An 18790-nucleotide genomic window follows, 5' to 3' on the forward strand; every position below is an offset into this window, starting at 1 on the left:
CAGCCGGTACGGTCGACGTGTGTCAGGACAGCGTGCGCGCTCGGCGATACCGGCCGAACTCCGCTCCGCACATCCCAACATCCCGGGAGTTCCCTGGTGGGGTGCGGTTCTGATCGCGGTCGTCGGCTGCGCGATCGGCTTCGCCGTCGACGCCGGATCGGGCGGCGGCGCGCTGACATCCGTGTTCTCTGTGTTCTACGTCATGGGCTGCCTCGTCGCGGTGCTCGCCGTGCGGCGCGCCGGGTTGTTCACCGCGGTCATCCAGCCTCCGCTGCTGCTGTTCGTCATCGTGCCCGGTGCGTACTTCCTGATGCACAGCAGCGAGATCCGTGGCATCAAGGACATCCTGATCAACTGCGGCTATCCGCTGATAGAGCGCTTCCCGCTGATGTTCTTCACCTCGGCGGCCGTGCTGGTGATCGGCATCGCCCGCCGCTACCTGGGCGCCTCGCCGGGCAAGGACGCCACCGCGACCGGCCGGCAGGCCCGCGGCCGGATGTCCGCCAAGCTCTCGTCGCTGGTGGCCGGCGGTACAGCCCCCAAAGCCACCAAAGCCGACGAGGCCGCCGAGGCCGCGCAGGCGGTCGACGAAGCCCCCCGACGCCGCCGCACCGCCGAACGCCGCACGGGCGCGGCCAAAACCAAGGGCTCCTCGGCCCGCGGCGAGCGTCCGACCAAGCGCGCGGCGCCGTCGCGGTCCCGGCACGCGCGGCCCCCGCAGACCGAGATCATCGAACCGGTCGTCGACCTGGACCGGCCCCGCCGGCGCCGGCCCCGCCCGGCCGACGAACCGCCGACGGAGTCACGTCGGCGCGCCAGGTCGTCGTCGCGCGAACCCCGCGAACCTCGCGAACCGCGCGTCCCACCGGCGGAGCGGCGCGAGCGGGAACGTCCGCAGCGGTCCGAACGTCCCCGCCCCGCCCGCCGCCCCCGCTACGACGACTACGACGGCTACGAGGGCCGGGGCGGCTACGAACCGCTCGAACCGCACGCACCCCTGTCCCCCGGCGCGTATCACCCGATCTCGCGGGTGCGCTACCGCGGTGGCGACGACACCGACGAGCCGGAGTACCGCAGCCGCAGGCGGGCGCCGCGCGACGCCGACGCGGACCGCTGGGAATACGACATCTGACGGGCCGGCGGGCGACGCACGAGCACGATCGCGCTGACGACGCCCACCCAGGCGGGGTGCGGTAGGCCGGCCATGCTCACAGCCTCGCGGTGACACCGAGGAGCGCGACCACTCCGAGTCCGGCGATGAGCGCCGCCAGAATCCCGGCCAGCGAGCCGGGCATGGGACCGAAATCCGCGCGCAGGGTCGCCATCGCGCGGCGGTGCTGCACCCACGCCAGGATGAGCGACACCAGGCCGACGACGATCATCACCACGCCGACCACCTGCGGGCTGACGAGCGGCGCCCGCAACCCCTCCGACGCCGCGAGGTATCGGAAGATCTGGTAGATCGTGAACCCGAAGGCGATCAACCCGGTTGCCGTCCGGATCCATGCCATCAGCGTGCGCTCGTAGGCGAGGCGGGTCCGTTCGGCAGCGAGGCGGGTGTTGGCGTCCAGCGGCTGACGTGTCATGACCATCTCCCGAGCCCGTGACGGCGGGCACCGGAAGACTACAACGCCCGCAGGAAGCGTCCCGCCGCATCGACCGCGGGGGTGGAACTGCCTGCGTCGCTGACGAACACGGCCAGCGCGAGGTCACCCCGGATCCCGACGAACCAGCCGTGGGCGTGCTGATCGTCGATGTACTCGGCCGTGCCGGTCTTGCCCAGCATGTCCGGGATGTCCTGCAACTGGGTGGCGGTGCCGCCGGTGACGGTCTCGCGCATCATGGCCTGCACCTGCTCGTCGACACCGGCGGGCAGCGGTTCGGGCGTGCGGTCGGCCTTGCCGGGCTGACCGGCGACGATCGCCGGCGCCGGCACCGAGCCGTGGGCCAGCGTCGCGGCCACCAGCGCCATCCCGAACGGCGACGCGGTGACCTTGCCCTGACCGATGCCTTCCTCCACGCGCAGCGCGGAGGTGTCGGCGACCGGCACCGAACCCGTCACGGTCGTCATGCCCGGCGCGGTGTAGTCGATGCCCAGGCCCAGCTGGGCGGCGGCCTTGGTCAACCCGTCGGGGGGCAGGTTCACCGCGAGCCGGCCCATCGTGGTGTTGCACGACCGGGCGAACGCGGTGTGCAGCGGCACCTGGCCGAGGTCGAAGTCGTTGTCGTTGGGGATCTGACGGCCCTCGATGTTCTCCGTGCCGGGGCAGCCGACGACGCTGTCGGGGGTCACCTGGCCGGCCTGCAGCGCGGCCGACACCGTCACGGTCTTGAAGGTCGATCCGGGCGGATACAGACCGGTCAGCGCGATGGGTCCCTGCGCGTCGGCGGGGGCGTTCTGCGCGACGGTCAGCAGGTTGCCCGTCGACGGCTGGATCGCGACCAGTGCGGCGGGCGTGGGCAGCGACGCCAGCGCGTCCTCGGCGGCGCGCTGCATGCCGATGTCCAGCGTGCTGGAGATGTCGCCGACCGGCTTCGCGTCCGCGCCGCCGACGCGTTGCGCGCCGGCCGCGGTCTGCGCCGTCACGGCCCAACCGGCTGCCGCGTCCATCCGCTGCTGCCACAGCTCGGACAGCCCGGACAGCGTCGGCGAAGTCAGGGTGCGGTCGGTGGCCAGCAGCCTGGTCTGCGGTCGCAGCGTGACGTTCGGCAGCGCGGTCAGCTGGGCCTCGATCGGGGCCAGGTCGTCGTCGCGCAACGTGACGGCGGTGACGGGTTTGCCGGCGGCGAGGTCCCCGCTCAGCGATGCGGGCGTGATCGTCGGCGCGATCGGATTGAGCAGTGCGGCAACGGCATTGGCGTCGGCTCCGGGCGCGACGTCGACGAGGGTGACGACGTGCTGGGTGAGCAGTTCGGCGCCGGTCCGGTCGAGCACGCGCGCCGCGGGTTGGGCGACGAGCGTGCTGAACGTCAGCGGCCCCTTGTCCAGGCCCGGCGCGACGGCCGCCGCGTCCCACTGGATCTTCCAGGCGTCGCCGTCGGCGGTCGCCCGGCCGTTGCCGGTGTAGCTCCACCGGATCTGCTTGTCCGGACCGAACTTCCACGTGGTGTCCAGCGTGAACGTGCCGGCGCCGTCGTTGTCGTCGACTGCGCCGACGCCGACGTGGACATCCTTGCCGAGGCTGTCGAACAGCGCCCCGAGGGTTTTTCCGGCCGCCGCCTCGTCGGTGGTCAGCGCCGCCGCAGCGGCCGCGTCGCCGCGGCTGAGCGCGTCCGCGAACGCCGCCACCGTGGTGCGCAGGCGGTCACCGGCATCGCTGCAGCCGGCGAGCAGGAGGGTGGCGACGAGCAGGACGACGGTGACTGTTCGCAGAGGGCGCACAGAGCCCGAACGTACCCGCTAGGTGCGCGCGGGACGGATCTCCCGGGGCAGAGCGAACACGAGTGTCTCGTTGGCGGTGGTGACGGGCTGCACCGTGTCGTAGCCGTAGCCGGCCAGCCGGTCGAGCACCCCGCGCACCAGGATCTCGGGGACCGACGCGCCGGAGGTCACCCCGACCGTGGTCACCCCCGACAGCCACGCCGGATCGATGTCCTCGGCGTAGTCGACCAGGTGCGCCGCGTCCGCGCCGGCGCCCAGCGCCACCTCGACCAGCCGCACCGAGTTCGACGAGTTGCGGGACCCGACGACGATCACCAGCTGGCATTCCGGCGCCATCGCCTTGACCGCCACCTGGCGGTTCTGGGTCGCATAGCAGATGTCGTCGCTGGGCGGATCCTGCAGCGTCGGGAACTTCTCCCGCAGCCGGCGCACGGTCTCCATCGTCTCGTCGACCGACAGCGTGGTCTGCGACAGCCACACCACCTTGTCCGGGTCGCGGACGGTCACGTTCTCGACGGCGTCGGGGTTGTCGACGACCTGGACGTGGTCGGGCGCCTCACCGGCGGTGCCGACCACCTCTTCGTGGCCTTCGTGGCCGACGAGAAGGATGTCGTAGTCGTCGCGGGCGAATCTCTTGGCCTCGTTGTGCACCTTGGTGACCAGCGGGCAGGTCGCATCGATGGTCTGCAGGTTGCGCTCGGCGGCTTCGGTGTGAACCCAGGGGGCGACGCCGTGCGCCGAGAACACCACGATCGCGCCCTCGGGCACCTCGTCGGTCTGCTCGACGAACACCGCACCGGCCTTGGTCAGCGTGTCGACGACGTAGCGGTTGTGCACGATCTCGTGGCGCACGTACACCGGCGCGCCGTGCTTGGCCAGCGCACGCTCGACGGTTTCCACGGCGCGGTCCACGCCGGCGCAGTATCCCCGGGGTTCGGCCAGCAGCACCCGCTTGCCGGTGTCCCGGCCGGGGTCCGTGCCCAGCGCGGATCGGCTGGCGCCCGGAATCCCCATGTTGACAGTCGGCGGCATGCGTCCCAGGGTACTGATCCGCCACCCCCGCCGCCCAGCCGTAGGCTGTCGCCATGGCAACTGCACCGTACGGGGTTCGTCTGCTGGTGGGTGCTGCGGTCACCGCCATCGAGGAAACCCGCAAGCTCCCGCAGACGATCCTGATGTACCCGATGACCATCGCGAGCCAGATCGCCCAGATCGTCATGAAGGTGCAGCAGGATGTCGCGGTCCTGGTGATCAAGGGCGACGAGACCCTCGAGACGATCTTCCCGCCCAAGGACGAGCAACCCGAGTGGGCGACGTTCGACGAGGATCTGTCCGACGGGCCGCAGACCGACGGCGACGTGGTCCCGCTGCCGGTGCGCGACGGCGAGCGGCTGACCGAGGGCCGTTTCGCGCTGTTCAGCGAGGAGCCGGAGAGCCCGAACACCACGGCGGCGCCCGCCACGTCGTCGGCGGCGTCCGACGCCCCGGAGATCGTCACTGAGATCGACTACGAGAACCTGACGCTGGCCCAGCTGCGCGCGAGGCTCACCTCGCTTCGTATCGCCGACCTCGAGGCGCTGCTGAGCTACGAGGAGTCGACGAAGGCGCGTGCCCCGTTCCAGACGCTGCTGGCCAACAGGATCACCCGCGCGTCGGCGAAGTGAGCGCCCCGGGGCAGTCGCCGGAGAATCCGTTTCCCGTCCGCGGCGTCGCGATCCGCGTCGCCGGCTGGATCGACAAGCTCGGCCCCGTGTGGGTCGAGGGGCAGATCGCGCAGCTGACGCTGCGGCCGAATTCCAACACCGCCTACATCACGCTGCGTGATCCGGCCGCTGACATGTCGCTGTCGCTGACCTGCCCGCGGGACCTGGTGACCAACGCCCCGGTGAAGATGACCGACGGCACGCAGGTGATCGTCTACGGCAAGCCGAATTTCTACACCGGTCGCGGCACCTTCTCGCTGCGCGTCAGCGACATCCGGGCGGTCGGCGTCGGCGAACTGCTGGCCCGTATCGAGCGGCTGCGCCGGCTGCTCGACGCCGAGGGCCTGTTCGATCCCCGCCTCAAGCGGCCGATCCCGTTCCTGCCGGGCACCATCGGGCTGATCACCGGCCGCGCCTCGGCCGCCGAACACGACATCATGGCGGTCGCCTCGGGCCGCTGGCCGGCGGTGCGGTTCGAGGTGCGCAACACCGTCGTGCAGGGGCCCAACGCGGTCCCGCAGATCGTCGAGGCGCTGCGCGCGCTGGACGCCCACCCCGAGGTCGACGTGATCGTGCTGGCGCGCGGCGGTGGCAGCGTCGAGGATCTGCTGCCGTTCTCCGACGAGACGCTGTGCCGGGAGATCGTCCGCTGCACCACGCCGGTGGTCAGCGCGATCGGCCACGAACCCGACAACCCGCTCTGCGACCTGGTCGCCGACCTGCGTGCGGCCACCCCCACCGACGCGGCCAAACGGATCGTGCCGGACACCGCCGCCGAGCAGGCGCTGGTGAACGACCTACGCCGGCGCAGCGCCCGGGCGCTGCGCAACTGGGTCAACCGCGAGCAGCACACGCTGGCCCAGCTGCGCAGCCGGCCGGTGCTGGCCCGGCCGCTGGAGGCGATCAACGCCCGCGCCGACGAGATCCACCGGGCCCGCCGGGCCGCGCGCCGCGACATCACACGGCTGCTGGCCGCCGAGACCGAGCGGGTGGGCCACCTGGCGGCGCGGTTGACCACTCTGGGGCCGGCGGCGACGCTGGCGCGCGGGTACGCGGTGGTGCAGGCGGTGCCGGCGAACGGTGCTCCGCACGTGCTGCACGCCGTCGCCGACGCGCCGGCGGGGACGCGGCTGCGCGTGCGGGTGTCCGACGGAGCGATCACGGCCGTCAGCGAGGGCGGGGCGGGAGACGAAGAATGAAGCCTATTAGCGAGCTCGGCTACGAAGAGGCCCGCGACGAGCTGATCGAGGTGGTGCAGCAGCTCGAGCACGGCGGCCTCGACCTCGATGCGTCGCTGAAATTGTGGGAGCGTGGCGAGGAACTGGCAAAATGCTGCGAAGCACATTTAGCTGGAGCCCGTAAGCGTGTCGAGGATGCGCTGGCCGCCGGCGACGACGGCGAAGGCTGAGCTCGCGGGTTCTCCGCCGCCGGGGCTGGAAAACTGGAACACGTTTCAGTTAGTCTGCCCGCATGGGTGATGCATCGTTGACGACCGAACTCGGCCGGGTCCTGGTGACCGGCGGCTCCGGCTTCGTGGGCGCGAACCTGGTGACCGCGTTGCTCGACCGGGGCCACGACGTGCGGTCGTTCGACCGGGCGCCCTCGCCGCTGCCGGCGCATCCCAGACTGGAGACCGTCGAGGGCGACATCACCGACCCCGACGTCGTCGCGCACGCCGTCGCCGGGATCGACACCGTCATCCACACCGCGGCGATCATTGACCTGATGGGCGGCGCCTCGGTCACCGAGGAGTACCGCAAGCGCAGCTTCGCGGTCAACGTCACCGGCACCGAGAACCTGGTGCGCGCCGCGCAGACGGCGGGCGCCCAGCGGTTCGTCTACACCGCGTCCAACAGCGTCGTGATGGGCGGTCAGCGGATTTCCGGCGGCGACGAGACCCTGCCCTACACCGAGCGGTTCAACGACCTCTACACCGAGACCAAGGTCGTCGCGGAGAAGTTCGTGCTGTCGCAGAACGGGGTGGGCGGCATGCTGACCTGTTCGATCCGGCCCAGCGGTATCTGGGGCCGTGGCGACCAGACGATGTTCCGCAAGGTGTTCGAGAGCGTGCTCGCCGGCCACGTCAAGGTTCTGGTCGGCAGCGAGAAGGTCAAGCTCGACAACTCCTACGTGCACAACCTGATTCACGGCTTCATCCTCGCCGCCGAGCACCTGGTGCCCGGCGGGTCGGCGCCCGGCCAGGCCTACTTCGTCAACGACGGCGAGCCCATCAACATGTTCGAGTTCTCCCGCCCCGTGGTGGAGGCGTGCGGCCAGCCGTGGCCGACGGTGCGGGTACCGGGCCGGCTCGTGTGGTTCGCGATGAAGGCGTGGCAGTTCCTGCACTTCCGCTTCGGCCTGCCCAAGCCGCTGCTGGAACCGCTTGCGGTGGAACGCCTTTACCTGGACAACTACTTCTCGATCGCGAAGGCCGAGCGGGATCTGGGCTACCGGCCGCTGTTCACCACCGAGCAGGCGCTGCAGCAGTGCCTGCCCTACTACGTCGAGTTGTTCGACCGGATGAAGGCCGCCTCGGGCGAGCCGCTGGTACACGCCGCGGTGCCGGCCCCGCCCGAGGGCTGAGCGCCGCCGGAGACGATGACCCGCAATGCCGCGACATGGCCGTCGAAAGCGGTGCGACCGGCCGCGGTCAGTTGAGCGCGCACCTTGCGGCGGCTGCCGTCCAGGCGACGTTCGGTGAGGACGTATCCGGCCTGCTCGAGCACCGACAGCTGCTTGGACAGCGCCGAATCCGATAGGGACAGAACGTCTTTGAGATAGCCGAAGTCGGCCCAATCGGCGGCGGCCAGGGTCGCCACCAGCGTCAGCCGCGTGCTGGGATGGATCAGCTCGTCGAAGCGTGGTGCCGTCATGCCCCGACCCGGCGGCGGAGCATCCGCAGCATGGCGTCTCCCCCCAGGCCGACGATGACGGCGACGAGCACCGCCGCGCCGATCCCGGGATGACGGGCGCCGTCGGCGTCGAGGGCGAAGCCGACAGCGATCGTGAGAACGACGAGCGCCACCAGCATGCCGATCACGACGGCCGGCGTGCGGCGGCCGGCGATGGCGGAGCTGACCTGCAGCCGGCCGGTCCGGCGGCGCCCATCGAGGCGGCGCGACGCGATCGTGGAGTGCCCCACACCGAACGCCACCGTGGCCGCGACGGCGAGCCATTGCGGGCCGATGTCGCCGAGGGTGCCCAGCACCAGCCAGCCCGCCGCCAGCAGCCACCAGTACCACTGCGGCAGGCCGACTTCCGCCGCGACCCGCACCGTGGCGTGCTCGACCGCGTCGAGCGCGGCGCGCGCGTCGTTGGGTGTGACGTCCTCCATGATCGCCTCCTCACTTTCCCATGTGGAAAGTAGAGTCCTCTTTCCATACAGGAAAGTCAACCGCGGCGCCCGAAACGGCCGACCGGCGCGCGGAGTCGCCCTAGGCTCGAGGCAGGGCGACGAACGAGGGTGCGCAATGCCGGACGGAAAACCCAACATCCTGGTCATCTGGGGCGACGACATCGGCATCAGCAACTTGAGTTGTTACAGCGACGGCCTGATGGGCTACCGCACTCCGAACATCGACCGCATCGCCAACGAAGGGATGCGCTTCACCGATTCCTACGGAGAGCAAAGCTGTACGGCCGGTCGCGCCGCCTTCATCAGCGGGCAGAGCGTCTACCGGACGGGAATGAGCAAAGTAGGCGTTCCCGGTGCGGATATCGGTTGGGCCGCCGAGGATCCGACGATTGCCGAACTGCTGAAGCCGCTGGGGTACGCCACCGGCCAGTTCGGCAAGAACCACTTCGGCGACAAGAACAAGCACCTACCGACCGTGCACGGCTTCGACGAGTTCTTCGGCAACCTCTACCACCTCAACGCCGAAGAGGAACCCGAACAGTTCGACTACCCACACGCCGACCAGTTCCCCCGGCTCCACGACTTCGCGCTGCCTCGGGGTGTCCTCAAATGCCGAGCCACCGACGACGTGTCCACCGAACCCGATGATCCCAAGTTCGGCCCGGTGGGCAAGCAGGTCATCGAGGACACCGGGCCGCTGAACACCAAGCGGATGGAAACCGTCGACGACGAGACGGTCAGCGCCTGCATCGACTACATCACGCGCCAGCACGAGGCTGACACACCGTTCTTCGTGTGGATGAACACCACCCACATGCACCTCTACACCCACACCAAGCCGGAGAGCCGCGGCCAGGCCGGGTTGTGGCAGTCGGCCTACCACGACACGATGATCGACCACGACCGCCACGTCGGCCGGCTCCTGGACTGCCTCGACGAGCTCGGAATCGCCGAGGACACCATCGTCGTCTACTCCACCGACAACGGGCCGCACCGCAACACCTGGCCCGACGGCGGCACCACCCCGTTCCGCAGCGAGAAGGACACCAACTGGGAGGGCGCGTTCCGCGTACCCGAGATGATCCGCTGGCCGGGAAAGATCAAGGCGGGCAGCATTTCCAACGAAATCATCCAGCATCACGACTGGTTGCCCACATTCCTGGCCGCGGCGGGTGAACCCGACATCATCGACAAGCTCAAGAAGGGCCACAGGGCCGGCGCCGACGGCAACACCGAGTACACGGTGCACATCGACGGCTTCAACCTGTTGCCCTACCTGACCGGCGAGGTCGAGACCAGCCCCCGGCGCGGATTCTTCTACTTCTCCGACGACGGCGACCTCGTCGCCATGCGGTTCGAGAATTGGAAGGCCGTGTTCATGGAGCAGCGCTGCCAGGGCACGCTGCGCATCTGGGCGGAGCCCTTCACCACGCTGCGGGTGCCCCTGCTCTACAACCTCCGCACAGACCCCTACGAGTACGCCAACATCACGTCGAACACCTACTACGACTGGCTCCTGCATCACGACTACTTCATCTTCTACATGACGGCCATGGCGACCGCGTTCCTGGAGACGTTCAAGGAGTTTCCGCCCCGGCATCCGCCCGCCAGCTTCAGCGTCGACCAGGCCGTCGAAAAACTGCACGCGTTTCTCGCCAAAGACTAGGGTCAGACCCGCTGTTGACGGCTAAGACAATTCAAGAAGGGGATTGCGCATGCCTGACTCGAAGCCCAACATCCTGGTCATCTGGGGAGATGACATCGGCATCTCGAACCTGAGTTGCTACAGCCGGGGAATGATGGGGTATTTCACGCCCAACATCGACCGGATCGCCGACGAGGGCATGCTGTTCACCGATTCCTACGGGGAACAGAGCTGCACCGCGGGCCGGTCGTCGTTCATCACCGGGCAGAGCGTGTACCGCACCGGTATGAGCAAGGTCGGCATGCCCGGAGTGGACATCGGCTTGCAGAAGGAAGACCCGACGATCGCCGAACTGCTCAAGCCGATGGGTTACGCCACCGGCCAGTTCGGCAAGAACCACCTCGGCGACCTGAACAAGTATCTGCCGACCGCCCACGGATTCGACGAGTTCTTCGGCAATCTGTACCACCTCAACGCCGAGGAGGAACCGGAGAACCCCGACTACCCGACCGCCGACGAGGCGCCCCTGCTGCGCAAGGCGCTGCTGCCGCGCGGCGTCATCCACTCCTGGGCCACCGAGGAGGACTCCGGCGAGGTCGACGAACGCTACGGCCCGGTCGGCAAACAGCGCATCGAGGACACCGGTCCGCTGACCAAGAAGCGGATGGAGACGATCGACGACGAAACCACCGGCGCCTGCGTCGATTTCATCCGCCGGCAGCACGATGCGGGCACCCCGTTCTTCGTGTGGATGAACATGACGCACATGCACTTCCGGACGCACACCAAGCCGGAGAGCCTGGGGCAGGCCGGCCGCTGGCAGTCGCCGTACCACGACACGATGATCGACCACGACCGCAACGTCGGCACGCTGCTGGACACCCTCGACGAGCTCGGCATCGCCGAGAACACCATCGTCATCTACTCGACCGACAACGGTCCGCACGCCAACAGCTGGCCCGACGGCGCCACCACCCCGTTCCGCAGCGAGAAGGCCACCAACTGGGAGGGCGCCTTCCGCATCCCGGAGCTTATCCGCTGGCCCGGCAGGATCGCGCCCCGCAGCGTGTCCAACGAGATTGTGCAACATCATGATTGGCTGCCGACCTTCCTGGCCGCCGCCGGCGACCCCGACATCATCGACAAGCTCAAGGCCGGACACACGATCGGCGACATGACCTACAAGGTGCACATCGACGGCTACAACCTGGTGCCCTATCTGACCGGGGAGGTGGACCGCAGCCCCCGGCGCGGCATGATCTACTTCTCCGACGATTGCGACGTGCTCGGCATCCGCGCCGAGAACTGGAAGGTCGTCTTCCAGGAGCAGCGGTGCGAGGGCACGCTGCAGATCTGGTTCGAACCGTTCACTCCGCTGCGCGCACCGAAGTTGTTCAACCTGCGCACCGACCCCTACGAGCGAGCCGACATCACGTCGAACACCTACTGGGACTGGGTGATCGACCGCATCTTCCTCGTGCTCTACGGGTCGGCCATCGCGACCCAGTTCCTGGACACGTTCAAGGAGTTCCCACCCCGACAGGAGCCGGCGTCGTTCACGATCGACAACGCGGTCGAGGAACTCAACAAATTCCTGGCCAGCCGCGGCGGGTGAGCGTGGCCCCACTCGCCTCCTGGAACGACGGGATCACGAAGTCGGCGATCGTCGACTTCGTGGACCGCGTCGAGCGGGACGTCGCACCGGCCGAACGCGTCGCGGTGTTCGACAACGACGGCACGCTGTGGTGTGAGAAGCCGGCCTACATCCAACTCGACTTCATCATCCGCAGGCTCGCTGCCAAAGCCGCCGCCGATCCCGGCCTCGCCCGCGAGCAGCCGTACCTGGCGGCGAGCAGCGCCGACCTGGGCTGGTTCGGGGCCGCGATCACACGGCACTACCAGGGCGATGACACGGCATTGAAAGTCCTTGCCGCTGCGGTGATATCGCTGCGCGAGTCGATGGCCGTCGAGGACCACGCCGCGCTGGTGAGCGCCTTCTTCGCCGAGGCGACGCACCCGACACTGGGCCGGCCGTACCGGGATTGTGTCTACACCCCGATGGTGGAGCTTCTCCGCTACCTCGAGGAGCATCAGTTCAGCTGCTACATCGTCTCCGGCGGTGCCCGCGACTTCATGCGCCCGGTCACCGAGGCCATCTACGGCATCCCGCCGGAACGCGTCGTCGGCAGCGCGCAGGGGCTCAGGTTCACCGAAGACCCCAGCGGCCACGGCGATCTGCTGATCCAGCCCACGCTCGATGTGTTCGACGACGGGCCGGAGAAACCGGTGCGCATCTGGAGCCGGATCGGCCGCCGACCGATCCTGTCGGCAGGCAACTCCAACGGTGACGACGAGATGCTGATGTATTCGGGCCGGCCCGACGCCAGTGCACTGCGACTGGTCGTGTTGCACGACGACGACCGCCGCGAATTCTCCTACACGGCAGGAGCCGAGCGCCTGCTCGACCACGCGTCAGCGTACGGATGGACCGTGGTCAGCATGAAGAACGACTGGGCGTCGGTCTTCGGTGACTGACGACCTGGTGTGGATCCCGGCCCAGACCGCCGTGGTGGGGTCCGACGAGCACTATCGGGAAGAGGGTCCCGCGCGCCAGGTCACCGTCGACGGGTTCTGGATGCAGCCCCACCCGGTCACCAACGCACAGTTCGAGGAGTTCGTCGCCGCGACCGGCCACGTGACCGTCGCGCAGCGCCCCCTGGATCCGCGCGACTACCCGGGGGCGCCGCCGGAGAACGTGCAGCCGGGGTCGATGGTGTTCCGGCGCACGGACGGCCCGGTCGACCTGCGCCACCTCAATCTGTGGTGGCGCTGGACACCGGGCGCGAACTGGAACCATCCGCGCGGACCCCGCTCGTCGCTGCGCGGCCGTGAAGACCATCCGGTGGTGCACATCGCGTTCGACGACGCGGTGGCCTATGCCCGGTGGGCCGGGTACGACCTGCCGACCGAGGCCGAGTGGGAGGTCGCCGCCCGGGGCGGACTGGCCCACGCGGTGTACACGTGGGGCGACGAGCCCGAGGGTCGAGAACGTCGGCTGGCCAACTACTGGCACGGCGAGTTCCCGTATCTGCCCGACACCGGTTACGGGCAGAGCACCCCGGTGGGATCGTTCCCGCCCAACGGCTACGGGCTCTTCGACATGGCCGGCAATGTCTGGGAGTGGACGAGCGACTGGTACGGCGCCACTCGCGACGCGCAACCCTGTTGCGCCGCAGACACATACGACCCCGATCAGCCGCAGTTCGCGGTGCCCCGCCGGGTGATCAAGGGCGGCTCGTTCCTGTGCGCCGACAGCTACTGCATGCGTTACCGGCCCGCAGCCCGGCGTCCGCAACCGGTCGACACCGGCATGAGCCACATCGGGTTCCGCTGCGTCAAACGATGACGGTTCGACCACCGAGGAGAAACATGGAACAGCACACACCCCAGCGCCGATCCGACCACGAATGCCGGTGCTCGTGCAGCAGGTGCAAGGAGGGCAAGCACTGTCACAACCTCGCCGCCGGCTGCCGCGCGTCGCACTGGTAGCCCTCAGGCTCCTTCGGCCAACTCCTTGATCGCCGCGAGCGTGGCGGGGATGCCCGTGCGGGCCGCCTCGCTGCGCTTGGCGACCTCGTCGTCGGCCGTGTCCCCGTAGCGCTCGCGGAACCCCTCGAGCCCGGCGGGCAGGAACTCCCAGTGCTCGGTCAGCCGGGTGCCGTCACCCTCGGGTTCGAGGGTGTAGCCCCACCGGGCCCAGCCCTTGTTGACCTCCCAGGAGAATTCGCGGCCCGGATCGGCCGCGACCACCTGGCTGCGGGTCTCCCACGTGCGCTCGGGCAGCTCGTTGCGGCCGGTGAACCACGCGCCCACGCGGGGTCCGTCGCCCTCGTCCCACCAGCAGGCCTTGCACACCGGGCTCCACTGCCCCGTCCTGGTCACGTCGGACACCAGTGCGTAGAGCTCGTCCGGCGGCACGGCCACCGACACCGACTCTGATCTCTTCAGCTCCGTCACCCGCACGAGTGTGCCAGCCCGCAAACCCGCGGCGCTATTGCGTTTTGGCCGCCCAGGTGTGACCTTGTAACACGTTCTCGTTTCCGGCCGTCAGGAGTGTTCGATGATCGACGCCAGCGACCGGATCGCCGTGATCGTCGGTGGGGCGTCGGGCATCGGCTGGGCCACCGCGCAGGCACTGGCGGCCGACGGCTGCCGGGTCACGGTGGCCGACGTCAACAGCGACGCGGCGCAGGGGCGCGCCACCGAACTGGGCGGTCCGCACACCGCGGCGTACGTCGACGTCACCGACGAAGCCTCGGTGGAGCGTCTGTTCGACGGGCCGATCGACATCGCGGTCAACTGCGCGGGTTTCAGCACCGTCGGCTTGATCACCGACATGGCCGCCGAGGATTTCCGGTCCGTCGTCGACGTCTGCCTCACCGGGGCGTTCCTGGTCGCCAAGCACGCGGGCCGGCACCTGCGCGCGGGCGGCGCGCTGGTGCAGATCGGTTCACTCAACGGCCGGCAGCCCGCGGCGGGCATGAGTGCGTACTGCGCCGCCAAGGCGGGGCTGGCGATGCTGACCCAGGTGGCCGCCCTGGAGATGGGTGCCCGCGGTGTCCGCGTCAACGCCGTCGCCCCCGGCTTCGTGCACAGCCCGCTGACCGCGCCGGCCGCCGCGATCCCCGGTGTCGTCGACGACTACATCGACAACACCGCGCTCGGCCGGGCCGGCACCCCCGAGGACATCGCCAATGCCGTTGTCTACCTGTGTGATCCGCGGTCGTCCTGGCTGACCGGTGAGGTGCTCGACATCAACGGCGGCGCCCACCTCAAGCGCTATCCCGACGTGTTGGGCCACGTGATGCGCCTGGTGGACCAGTCGCCGTGACGGGCATGCCGTGACCGGCAGCTTCAGCGTGACCCAGAAGCGCGCCCTGGCCGTGGTGACGGTGGTCGCGCTGGGGTTCGGCGCCTACTTCCTGCGCCACTATCTGCTGCTGATCGCGGTGGCGGCGGTGCTCGCCTACCTGTTCACCCCGCTCTACCAACGGCTGCGGACGTCGATGAACGTCGGCCTGTCGGCGACGGTGACGCTGCTGGCCGCGGTCGCGACGGTCGCGATTCCGCTGGCCGGGGTGATCTTCCTGGCGGTGCTGCAGATCAGTCAGATGGTCACCAGCATCGGGCACTGGGCGGAACAGACCGATTTCACCGCGCTGGCGCAGCGGCTGCTCGACTCGGCCAACGCGCTGCTCGCCCGCGTACCGTTCCTGGACATCACGCTGACACCGGACTCGGTGCGCCAGGCGGCCACCAAGGTCGGCCAGGGCGCCGGGCAGGTGGCGCTGGACTTCGCGCGGAACTCGGTGGGCGGCATCGCGTCGACGGTGACCGCGCTGATCCTGTTCCTCTACGTCTTCCTCGCACTGGTCACCAACGGCGGCAAGGTCGTCGACCTGTTCCGCGACCTGAATCCGTTGGGGCCGCAGGTGTCCGACATCTACCTGGCCAAGATCGGCGCGATGGTTTCCGCCACGGTCAAGGGGCAGTTCATCATCGCGGTGTGCCAGGGCGTCGCCGGCGCGGTGTCGATCTACATCGCCGGCCTGCACGACGGCTTCTTCATGTTCGTGATCTTCCTGACCGCGCTGTCGTTCATCCCGCTGGGCAGCGGCATCGTCACGATCCCGCTCGGCATCGGCCTGGCCGTCTTCGGCAACGTGGCCGGCGGCGTCTTCGTCGTGGTGTTCCACATCGTGGTGGTCACCAGCATCGACAACCTTCTCCGCCCGATCCTGGTGCCCAAGAGCGCGCACCTGCATCCCGCGCTGATGCTGCTGGCGGTGTTCGCCGGACTGAAGATGTTCGGCTTCTGGGGCATCGTGCTGGGCCCGGTGCTGATGATCGTCATCGTCACGACGATCAGCGTCTACCTGGCCGTCTACCAGGGTGCGCCGCTGGACTCGATCACCGGGACCCGGGCCGACCCCGCCGACGACGAGGCCGAACGCACGGTCCCGTGGTGGCGCCGCCTGCTCCCCGGTAAGCCCGGTGAGCCGGCGCCGGCCGTCACGTCAGACGAGACGTGAGGAACTCGACGACACGCTTGCGTGCCTCGTAGGCGGGGTGGCCGTCGACCTCGCGGACCTGGTCGGTCAGCACCGAGTGCGCCATCCGTCCGATGCCGTCGGGGTTGCCCTTCTTGGAGCTGATCTCGATGACCTCGAACGCGTCGCCGAGCCGGTTCTTCAACGTGGTGAACCGCTCCCCCGGCGACATGGCGTCCTCGCTGAACCGCAACCCCATCACGCACAGACCCTCGGTGGCAGCGCGCTGCTCGATCACCTTCATCTCCGCCTCGGAGACCCCCGGGTCGCGCTTGTGCCGCGGCGTCAGCGGCAGCGGGACCGACGGCTGACTCATCACCGGCGCGAGCACGCTGTCGTCCACGGCGGCGGCGAGCGCGAAACCACCGGTGAAGCACTGCCCGATCACCCCGACGCCCTTGCCCGGCGTCTTCTCGTTGAGGTCGCGGGCCAGCGCGCGCAGGAAGTGCGCCACCGGCCGGTCGGCGTTGGTCGCGAACGCCGCGAATTCCTTGGCCACGCAACCCTTCAGCAGCACCGGGACGGCACCGGGACCGAGCGCGGGCGCGCCCGGGGTGCCGAACAGCGACGGCGCCGCGACGGTGAAGCCGTTGTCGACCAGATGGTTGCCCAGGGCCAGCACACCGGGATGCAGCCCGGGCATCTCGGGGATCAGCACGACCCCGGGTCCCTCGCCCTTGCGGTACACGTCATGGGTGTAGCCGGAGGCGGTGAACGGCGTGGCGACCCAGCCGGACAGGTCTGCTTCCGGAGCCGCCCGGCCGGCGACATTGGGGTCAGGGGAGGTCATGGCGGCTCCGTCGGTCAGGTCACGGTGAGCGGCGACTGGGACTGCGTCGCAGCCGCCAGCGTACGGTACTCGTCCGTACCCGCGGCGCCGGTCAGCGCGAGTTGCGCGGGTCCGGTGGGGCCGCGCACCTGCGCCGTCCACACCGGCTCGGCCGCCTTGCCGTCCCGCTCGCCACCCTGGTAGACGATCCAGCGCACGCCGTCGACGTCCTCGGTCCCGGTGGGCACCAGATCCGGCCCGAACGACGCGATGAGCTTGTCCTCGTCGGCGTTGCTCTGCGTCAGGCTCAGATACATCCCGCTCGGGGCCAGGTAGCCGACCACCGACGCCACCGCGCGCACCGGTTGCCCGGTCACCGGATCGGTGCGCCCGCCGTCGATGCCCTTGCGGCTGCCGGAGTTCGCCCGCCAGTCGCGCGGCAGCAGCGGCACCCGGATCGGGATCTTGAGCGCATCGGCATCGGCCTGCAGTGCCGCGGGGGCGTCGTAGTCGGGCACCGGGCCGGGGCCCGGGCCGGTGGGCGCGAACGAGCACATCCCGAGCACGCCGGCGAGGATCACGCAGGCCACCACGAGCGGGCCGATCGACCAGAACATGTCCCGGCCGTCCTGCAGCAGGCGGGACTTCGCCGGCCTCGCCACGGGCACGGCGTAGCCCGCTTCGGCCGGGTCGGTGCTCTCGCGCTCCGCGGCGTGACCGGAGTCGGGCGGCGTCGTCATGTCTGCCAGTATCCCTCTTCCCGAACGGGGGGCGGTTAGTGGGAGAATCTGGCGCATGACGCCATCGAGACGTGAAGCCCCGGACCGCAACCTGGCCCTGGAACTGGTGCGGGTCACCGAGGCGGGCGCCATGGCGGCCGGCCGCTGGGTGGGACGCGGTGACAAGGAGGGCGGCGACGGAGCCGCCGTGGACGCCATGCGGGAGCTGGTCAACTCGGTGTCGATGCGCGGCGTCGTGGTGATCGGCGAGGGCGAGAAGGACAACGCCCCGATGCTCTACAACGGCGAGGAGGTCGGCAACGGCGACGGCCCGGAGTGCGACTTCGCGGTCGACCCCGTCGACGGCACCACGCTGATGAGCAAGGGCATGCCCAACGCCATCTCGGTGCTCGCGGTCGCCGAGCGTGGCGCGATGTTCGACCCGTCGGCGGTGTTCTACATGAACAAGATCGCCGTCGGCCCGGACGCCGTGGATGTCATCGACATCACCGCGCCGATCGGCGAGAACATCCGCCGGGTCGCCAAGGCCAAGAGTTCCAGCGTCGCCGACCTGACCGTGTGTGTGCTCGACCGGCCGCGGCACGCCCAGCTGATCGCCGAGGTGCGCGACGCCGGTGCCCGCATCCGACTGATCTCCGACGGCGACGTCGCCGGAGCCATCTCGGCCTGCCGGCCCAACTCCGGCACCGATCTGCTCGCCGGCATCGGTGGCACGCCCGAGGGCATCATCACCGCCGCGGCCATCCGCTGCATGGGCGGCGCCATCCAGGCGGTGCTCGCCCCCACCGACGACGCCGAGCGGCAGAAAGCCGTCGACGCCGGACACGACCTGGACCGCGTCCTGCACACCGAGGACCTCGTCTCCGGCGAGAACGTCTTCTTCTCCGCGACCGGCGTCACCGACGGCGACCTACTGCGCGGTGTCCGCTACTCCGGTGGCGGCGCCACCACGCAGTCGATCGTGATGCGCTCGAAGTCGGGCACGGTCCGGATGATCGAGGCCTACCACCGGCTCTCGAAGCTCAACGAGTACTCCGCGGTCGACTTCACCGGCGACAAGTCCGCCGCCTATCCATTGCCCTAGCC

General features: G+C 69.4%; 20 protein-coding genes. 12 read left to right on the forward strand and 8 right to left on the reverse strand.

The genetic code is table 11. The features are described 5' to 3' along the window. Nucleotides 1–19: 19 nt before the first annotated feature. On the forward strand, nucleotides 20–1132 hold the full coding sequence (locus tag MCHLDSM_RS31150; RefSeq protein ID WP_048473620.1) for a DUF6542 domain-containing protein: 1113 nt from the start codon (nucleotides 20–22) through the stop codon (nucleotides 1130–1132). A gap of 76 nt (nucleotides 1133–1208) precedes the next feature. On the opposite strand, the gene MCHLDSM_RS31155 is transcribed toward MCHLDSM_RS31150, so the two are convergent. The 3 genes from MCHLDSM_RS31155 to MCHLDSM_RS31165 are packed head-to-tail and all read right to left on the reverse strand — an operon-like array spanning nucleotide 1209 to nucleotide 4414. Next, on the reverse strand, nucleotides 1209–1586 hold the full coding sequence (locus MCHLDSM_RS31155; RefSeq protein WP_048474126.1) for a YidH family protein: 378 nt from the start codon (nucleotides 1584–1586) through the stop codon (nucleotides 1209–1211). 38 nt (nucleotides 1587–1624) lie between these two features. Then, nucleotides 1625–3382, reverse strand: coding sequence for a penicillin-binding transpeptidase domain-containing protein (locus MCHLDSM_RS31160; protein WP_082169154.1), 1758 nt, complete (start codon nucleotides 3380–3382; stop codon nucleotides 1625–1627). An 18-nt stretch (nucleotides 3383–3400) separates the two neighbouring features. Continuing rightward, a complete protein-coding gene (locus MCHLDSM_RS31165) occupies nucleotides 3401–4414 on the reverse strand; it encodes a 4-hydroxy-3-methylbut-2-enyl diphosphate reductase (RefSeq protein WP_048473621.1) in 1014 nt (337 codons plus the stop codon). 53 nt (nucleotides 4415–4467) lie between these two features. On the opposite strand from MCHLDSM_RS31165, the gene MCHLDSM_RS31170 reads away from it, so the two are divergent. The 4 genes from MCHLDSM_RS31170 to MCHLDSM_RS31185 all read left to right on the forward strand — a co-directional run bounded on the left by MCHLDSM_RS31170 (nucleotide 4468) and on the right by MCHLDSM_RS31185 (nucleotide 7668). Further along, the gene (locus tag MCHLDSM_RS31170; RefSeq protein ID WP_048473622.1) at nucleotides 4468–5046 is read left to right on the forward strand and encodes a lipid droplet-associated protein; all 579 of its coding nucleotides are present in this window, start codon (nucleotides 4468–4470) and stop codon (nucleotides 5044–5046) included. Then, entirely contained in the window at nucleotides 5043–6284 is a 1242-nt protein-coding gene (xseA, locus tag MCHLDSM_RS31175) for an exodeoxyribonuclease VII large subunit (RefSeq protein ID WP_048473623.1), read from the forward strand. The genes MCHLDSM_RS31170 and xseA overlap by 4 nt, the downstream gene beginning before the upstream one ends. Then, the gene (locus MCHLDSM_RS31180; RefSeq protein WP_048473624.1) at nucleotides 6281–6493 is read left to right on the forward strand and encodes an exodeoxyribonuclease VII small subunit; all 213 of its coding nucleotides are present in this window, start codon (nucleotides 6281–6283) and stop codon (nucleotides 6491–6493) included. The genes xseA and MCHLDSM_RS31180 overlap by 4 nt, the downstream gene beginning before the upstream one ends. A 62-nt stretch (nucleotides 6494–6555) precedes the next feature. Beyond that, complete coding sequence (locus MCHLDSM_RS31185) at nucleotides 6556–7668, forward strand: 3-beta-hydroxysteroid dehydrogenase (RefSeq protein WP_048473625.1); 1113 nt, start codon at nucleotides 6556–6558, stop codon at nucleotides 7666–7668. Here the strand turns inward: MCHLDSM_RS31185 and MCHLDSM_RS31190 are convergent. Both MCHLDSM_RS31190 and MCHLDSM_RS31195 read right to left on the reverse strand, forming a co-directional pair. Continuing rightward, entirely contained in the window at nucleotides 7584–7958 is a 375-nt protein-coding gene (locus MCHLDSM_RS31190) for a transcriptional regulator (protein ID WP_048473626.1), read from the reverse strand. The genes MCHLDSM_RS31185 and MCHLDSM_RS31190 overlap by 85 nt on opposite strands. Further along, nucleotides 7955–8419: a hypothetical protein gene (locus MCHLDSM_RS31195; RefSeq protein WP_048473627.1), complete on the reverse strand. Its 465-nt coding sequence runs from the start codon at nucleotides 8417–8419 to the stop codon at nucleotides 7955–7957. Before MCHLDSM_RS31195 ends, MCHLDSM_RS31190 begins: the two co-directional genes overlap by 4 nt. 136 nt (nucleotides 8420–8555) lie before the next feature. Here MCHLDSM_RS31195 and MCHLDSM_RS31200 point away from each other — a divergent pair, with 136 nt between their 5' ends. Genes MCHLDSM_RS31200 through MCHLDSM_RS31215 form a run of 4 tightly spaced genes read left to right on the forward strand, consistent with a single transcriptional unit; the run spans nucleotide 8556 to nucleotide 13491 of the window. After that, nucleotides 8556–10106 (forward strand): arylsulfatase, encoded by a 1551-nt coding sequence (locus tag MCHLDSM_RS31200; RefSeq protein ID WP_048473628.1) that lies wholly within the window; start codon nucleotides 8556–8558, stop codon nucleotides 10104–10106. Between the two features lie 49 nt (nucleotides 10107–10155). Then, complete coding sequence (locus MCHLDSM_RS31205) at nucleotides 10156–11700, forward strand: arylsulfatase (RefSeq protein ID WP_048473629.1); 1545 nt, start codon at nucleotides 10156–10158, stop codon at nucleotides 11698–11700. A 2-nt stretch (nucleotides 11701–11702) separates the two neighbouring features. Further along, a complete protein-coding gene (locus MCHLDSM_RS31210; protein WP_048474128.1) occupies nucleotides 11703–12620 on the forward strand; it encodes an HAD family hydrolase in 918 nt (305 codons plus the stop codon). After that, the gene (locus MCHLDSM_RS31215) at nucleotides 12613–13491 is read left to right on the forward strand and encodes a formylglycine-generating enzyme family protein (RefSeq protein ID WP_048473630.1); all 879 of its coding nucleotides are present in this window, start codon (nucleotides 12613–12615) and stop codon (nucleotides 13489–13491) included. The genes MCHLDSM_RS31210 and MCHLDSM_RS31215 overlap by 8 nt, the downstream gene beginning before the upstream one ends. Nucleotides 13492–13637: 146 nt before the next feature. Here MCHLDSM_RS31215 and MCHLDSM_RS31220 read toward each other — a convergent pair whose 3' ends face one another. After that, entirely contained in the window at nucleotides 13638–14102 is a 465-nt protein-coding gene (locus MCHLDSM_RS31220; RefSeq protein ID WP_048474129.1) for an SRPBCC family protein, read from the reverse strand. A 103-nt stretch (nucleotides 14103–14205) separates the two neighbouring features. On the opposite strand from MCHLDSM_RS31220, the gene MCHLDSM_RS31225 reads away from it, so the two are divergent. Then, entirely contained in the window at nucleotides 14206–14976 is a 771-nt protein-coding gene (locus tag MCHLDSM_RS31225) for an SDR family NAD(P)-dependent oxidoreductase (RefSeq protein WP_048473631.1), read from the forward strand. A gap of 10 nt (nucleotides 14977–14986) precedes the next feature. Beyond that, entirely contained in the window at nucleotides 14987–16177 is a 1191-nt protein-coding gene (locus tag MCHLDSM_RS31230; protein WP_048473632.1) for an AI-2E family transporter, read from the forward strand. On the opposite strand, the gene MCHLDSM_RS31235 is transcribed toward MCHLDSM_RS31230, so the two are convergent. Beyond that, a complete protein-coding gene (locus tag MCHLDSM_RS31235) occupies nucleotides 16158–16985 on the reverse strand; it encodes a dienelactone hydrolase family protein (protein WP_048473633.1) in 828 nt (275 codons plus the stop codon). The genes MCHLDSM_RS31230 and MCHLDSM_RS31235 overlap by 20 nt on opposite strands. Nucleotides 16986–16999: 14 nt before the next feature. Then, nucleotides 17000–17704 carry a DUF4245 domain-containing protein gene (locus tag MCHLDSM_RS31240; RefSeq protein WP_048473634.1) on the reverse strand — a complete coding sequence of 235 codons (705 nt, stop codon included), beginning with the start codon at nucleotides 17702–17704 and terminating at the stop codon, nucleotides 17000–17002. A gap of 55 nt (nucleotides 17705–17759) precedes the next feature. On the opposite strand from MCHLDSM_RS31240, the gene glpX reads away from it, so the two are divergent. After that, entirely contained in the window at nucleotides 17760–18788 is a 1029-nt protein-coding gene (gene glpX / locus MCHLDSM_RS31245; RefSeq protein WP_048473635.1) for a class II fructose-bisphosphatase, read from the forward strand. Nucleotides 18789–18790: the final 2 nt, after the last annotated feature.

Source organism: Mycolicibacterium chlorophenolicum, assembly GCF_001044235.1.
Classification (GTDB): domain Bacteria; phylum Actinomycetota; class Actinomycetes; order Mycobacteriales; family Mycobacteriaceae; genus Mycobacterium; species Mycobacterium chlorophenolicum.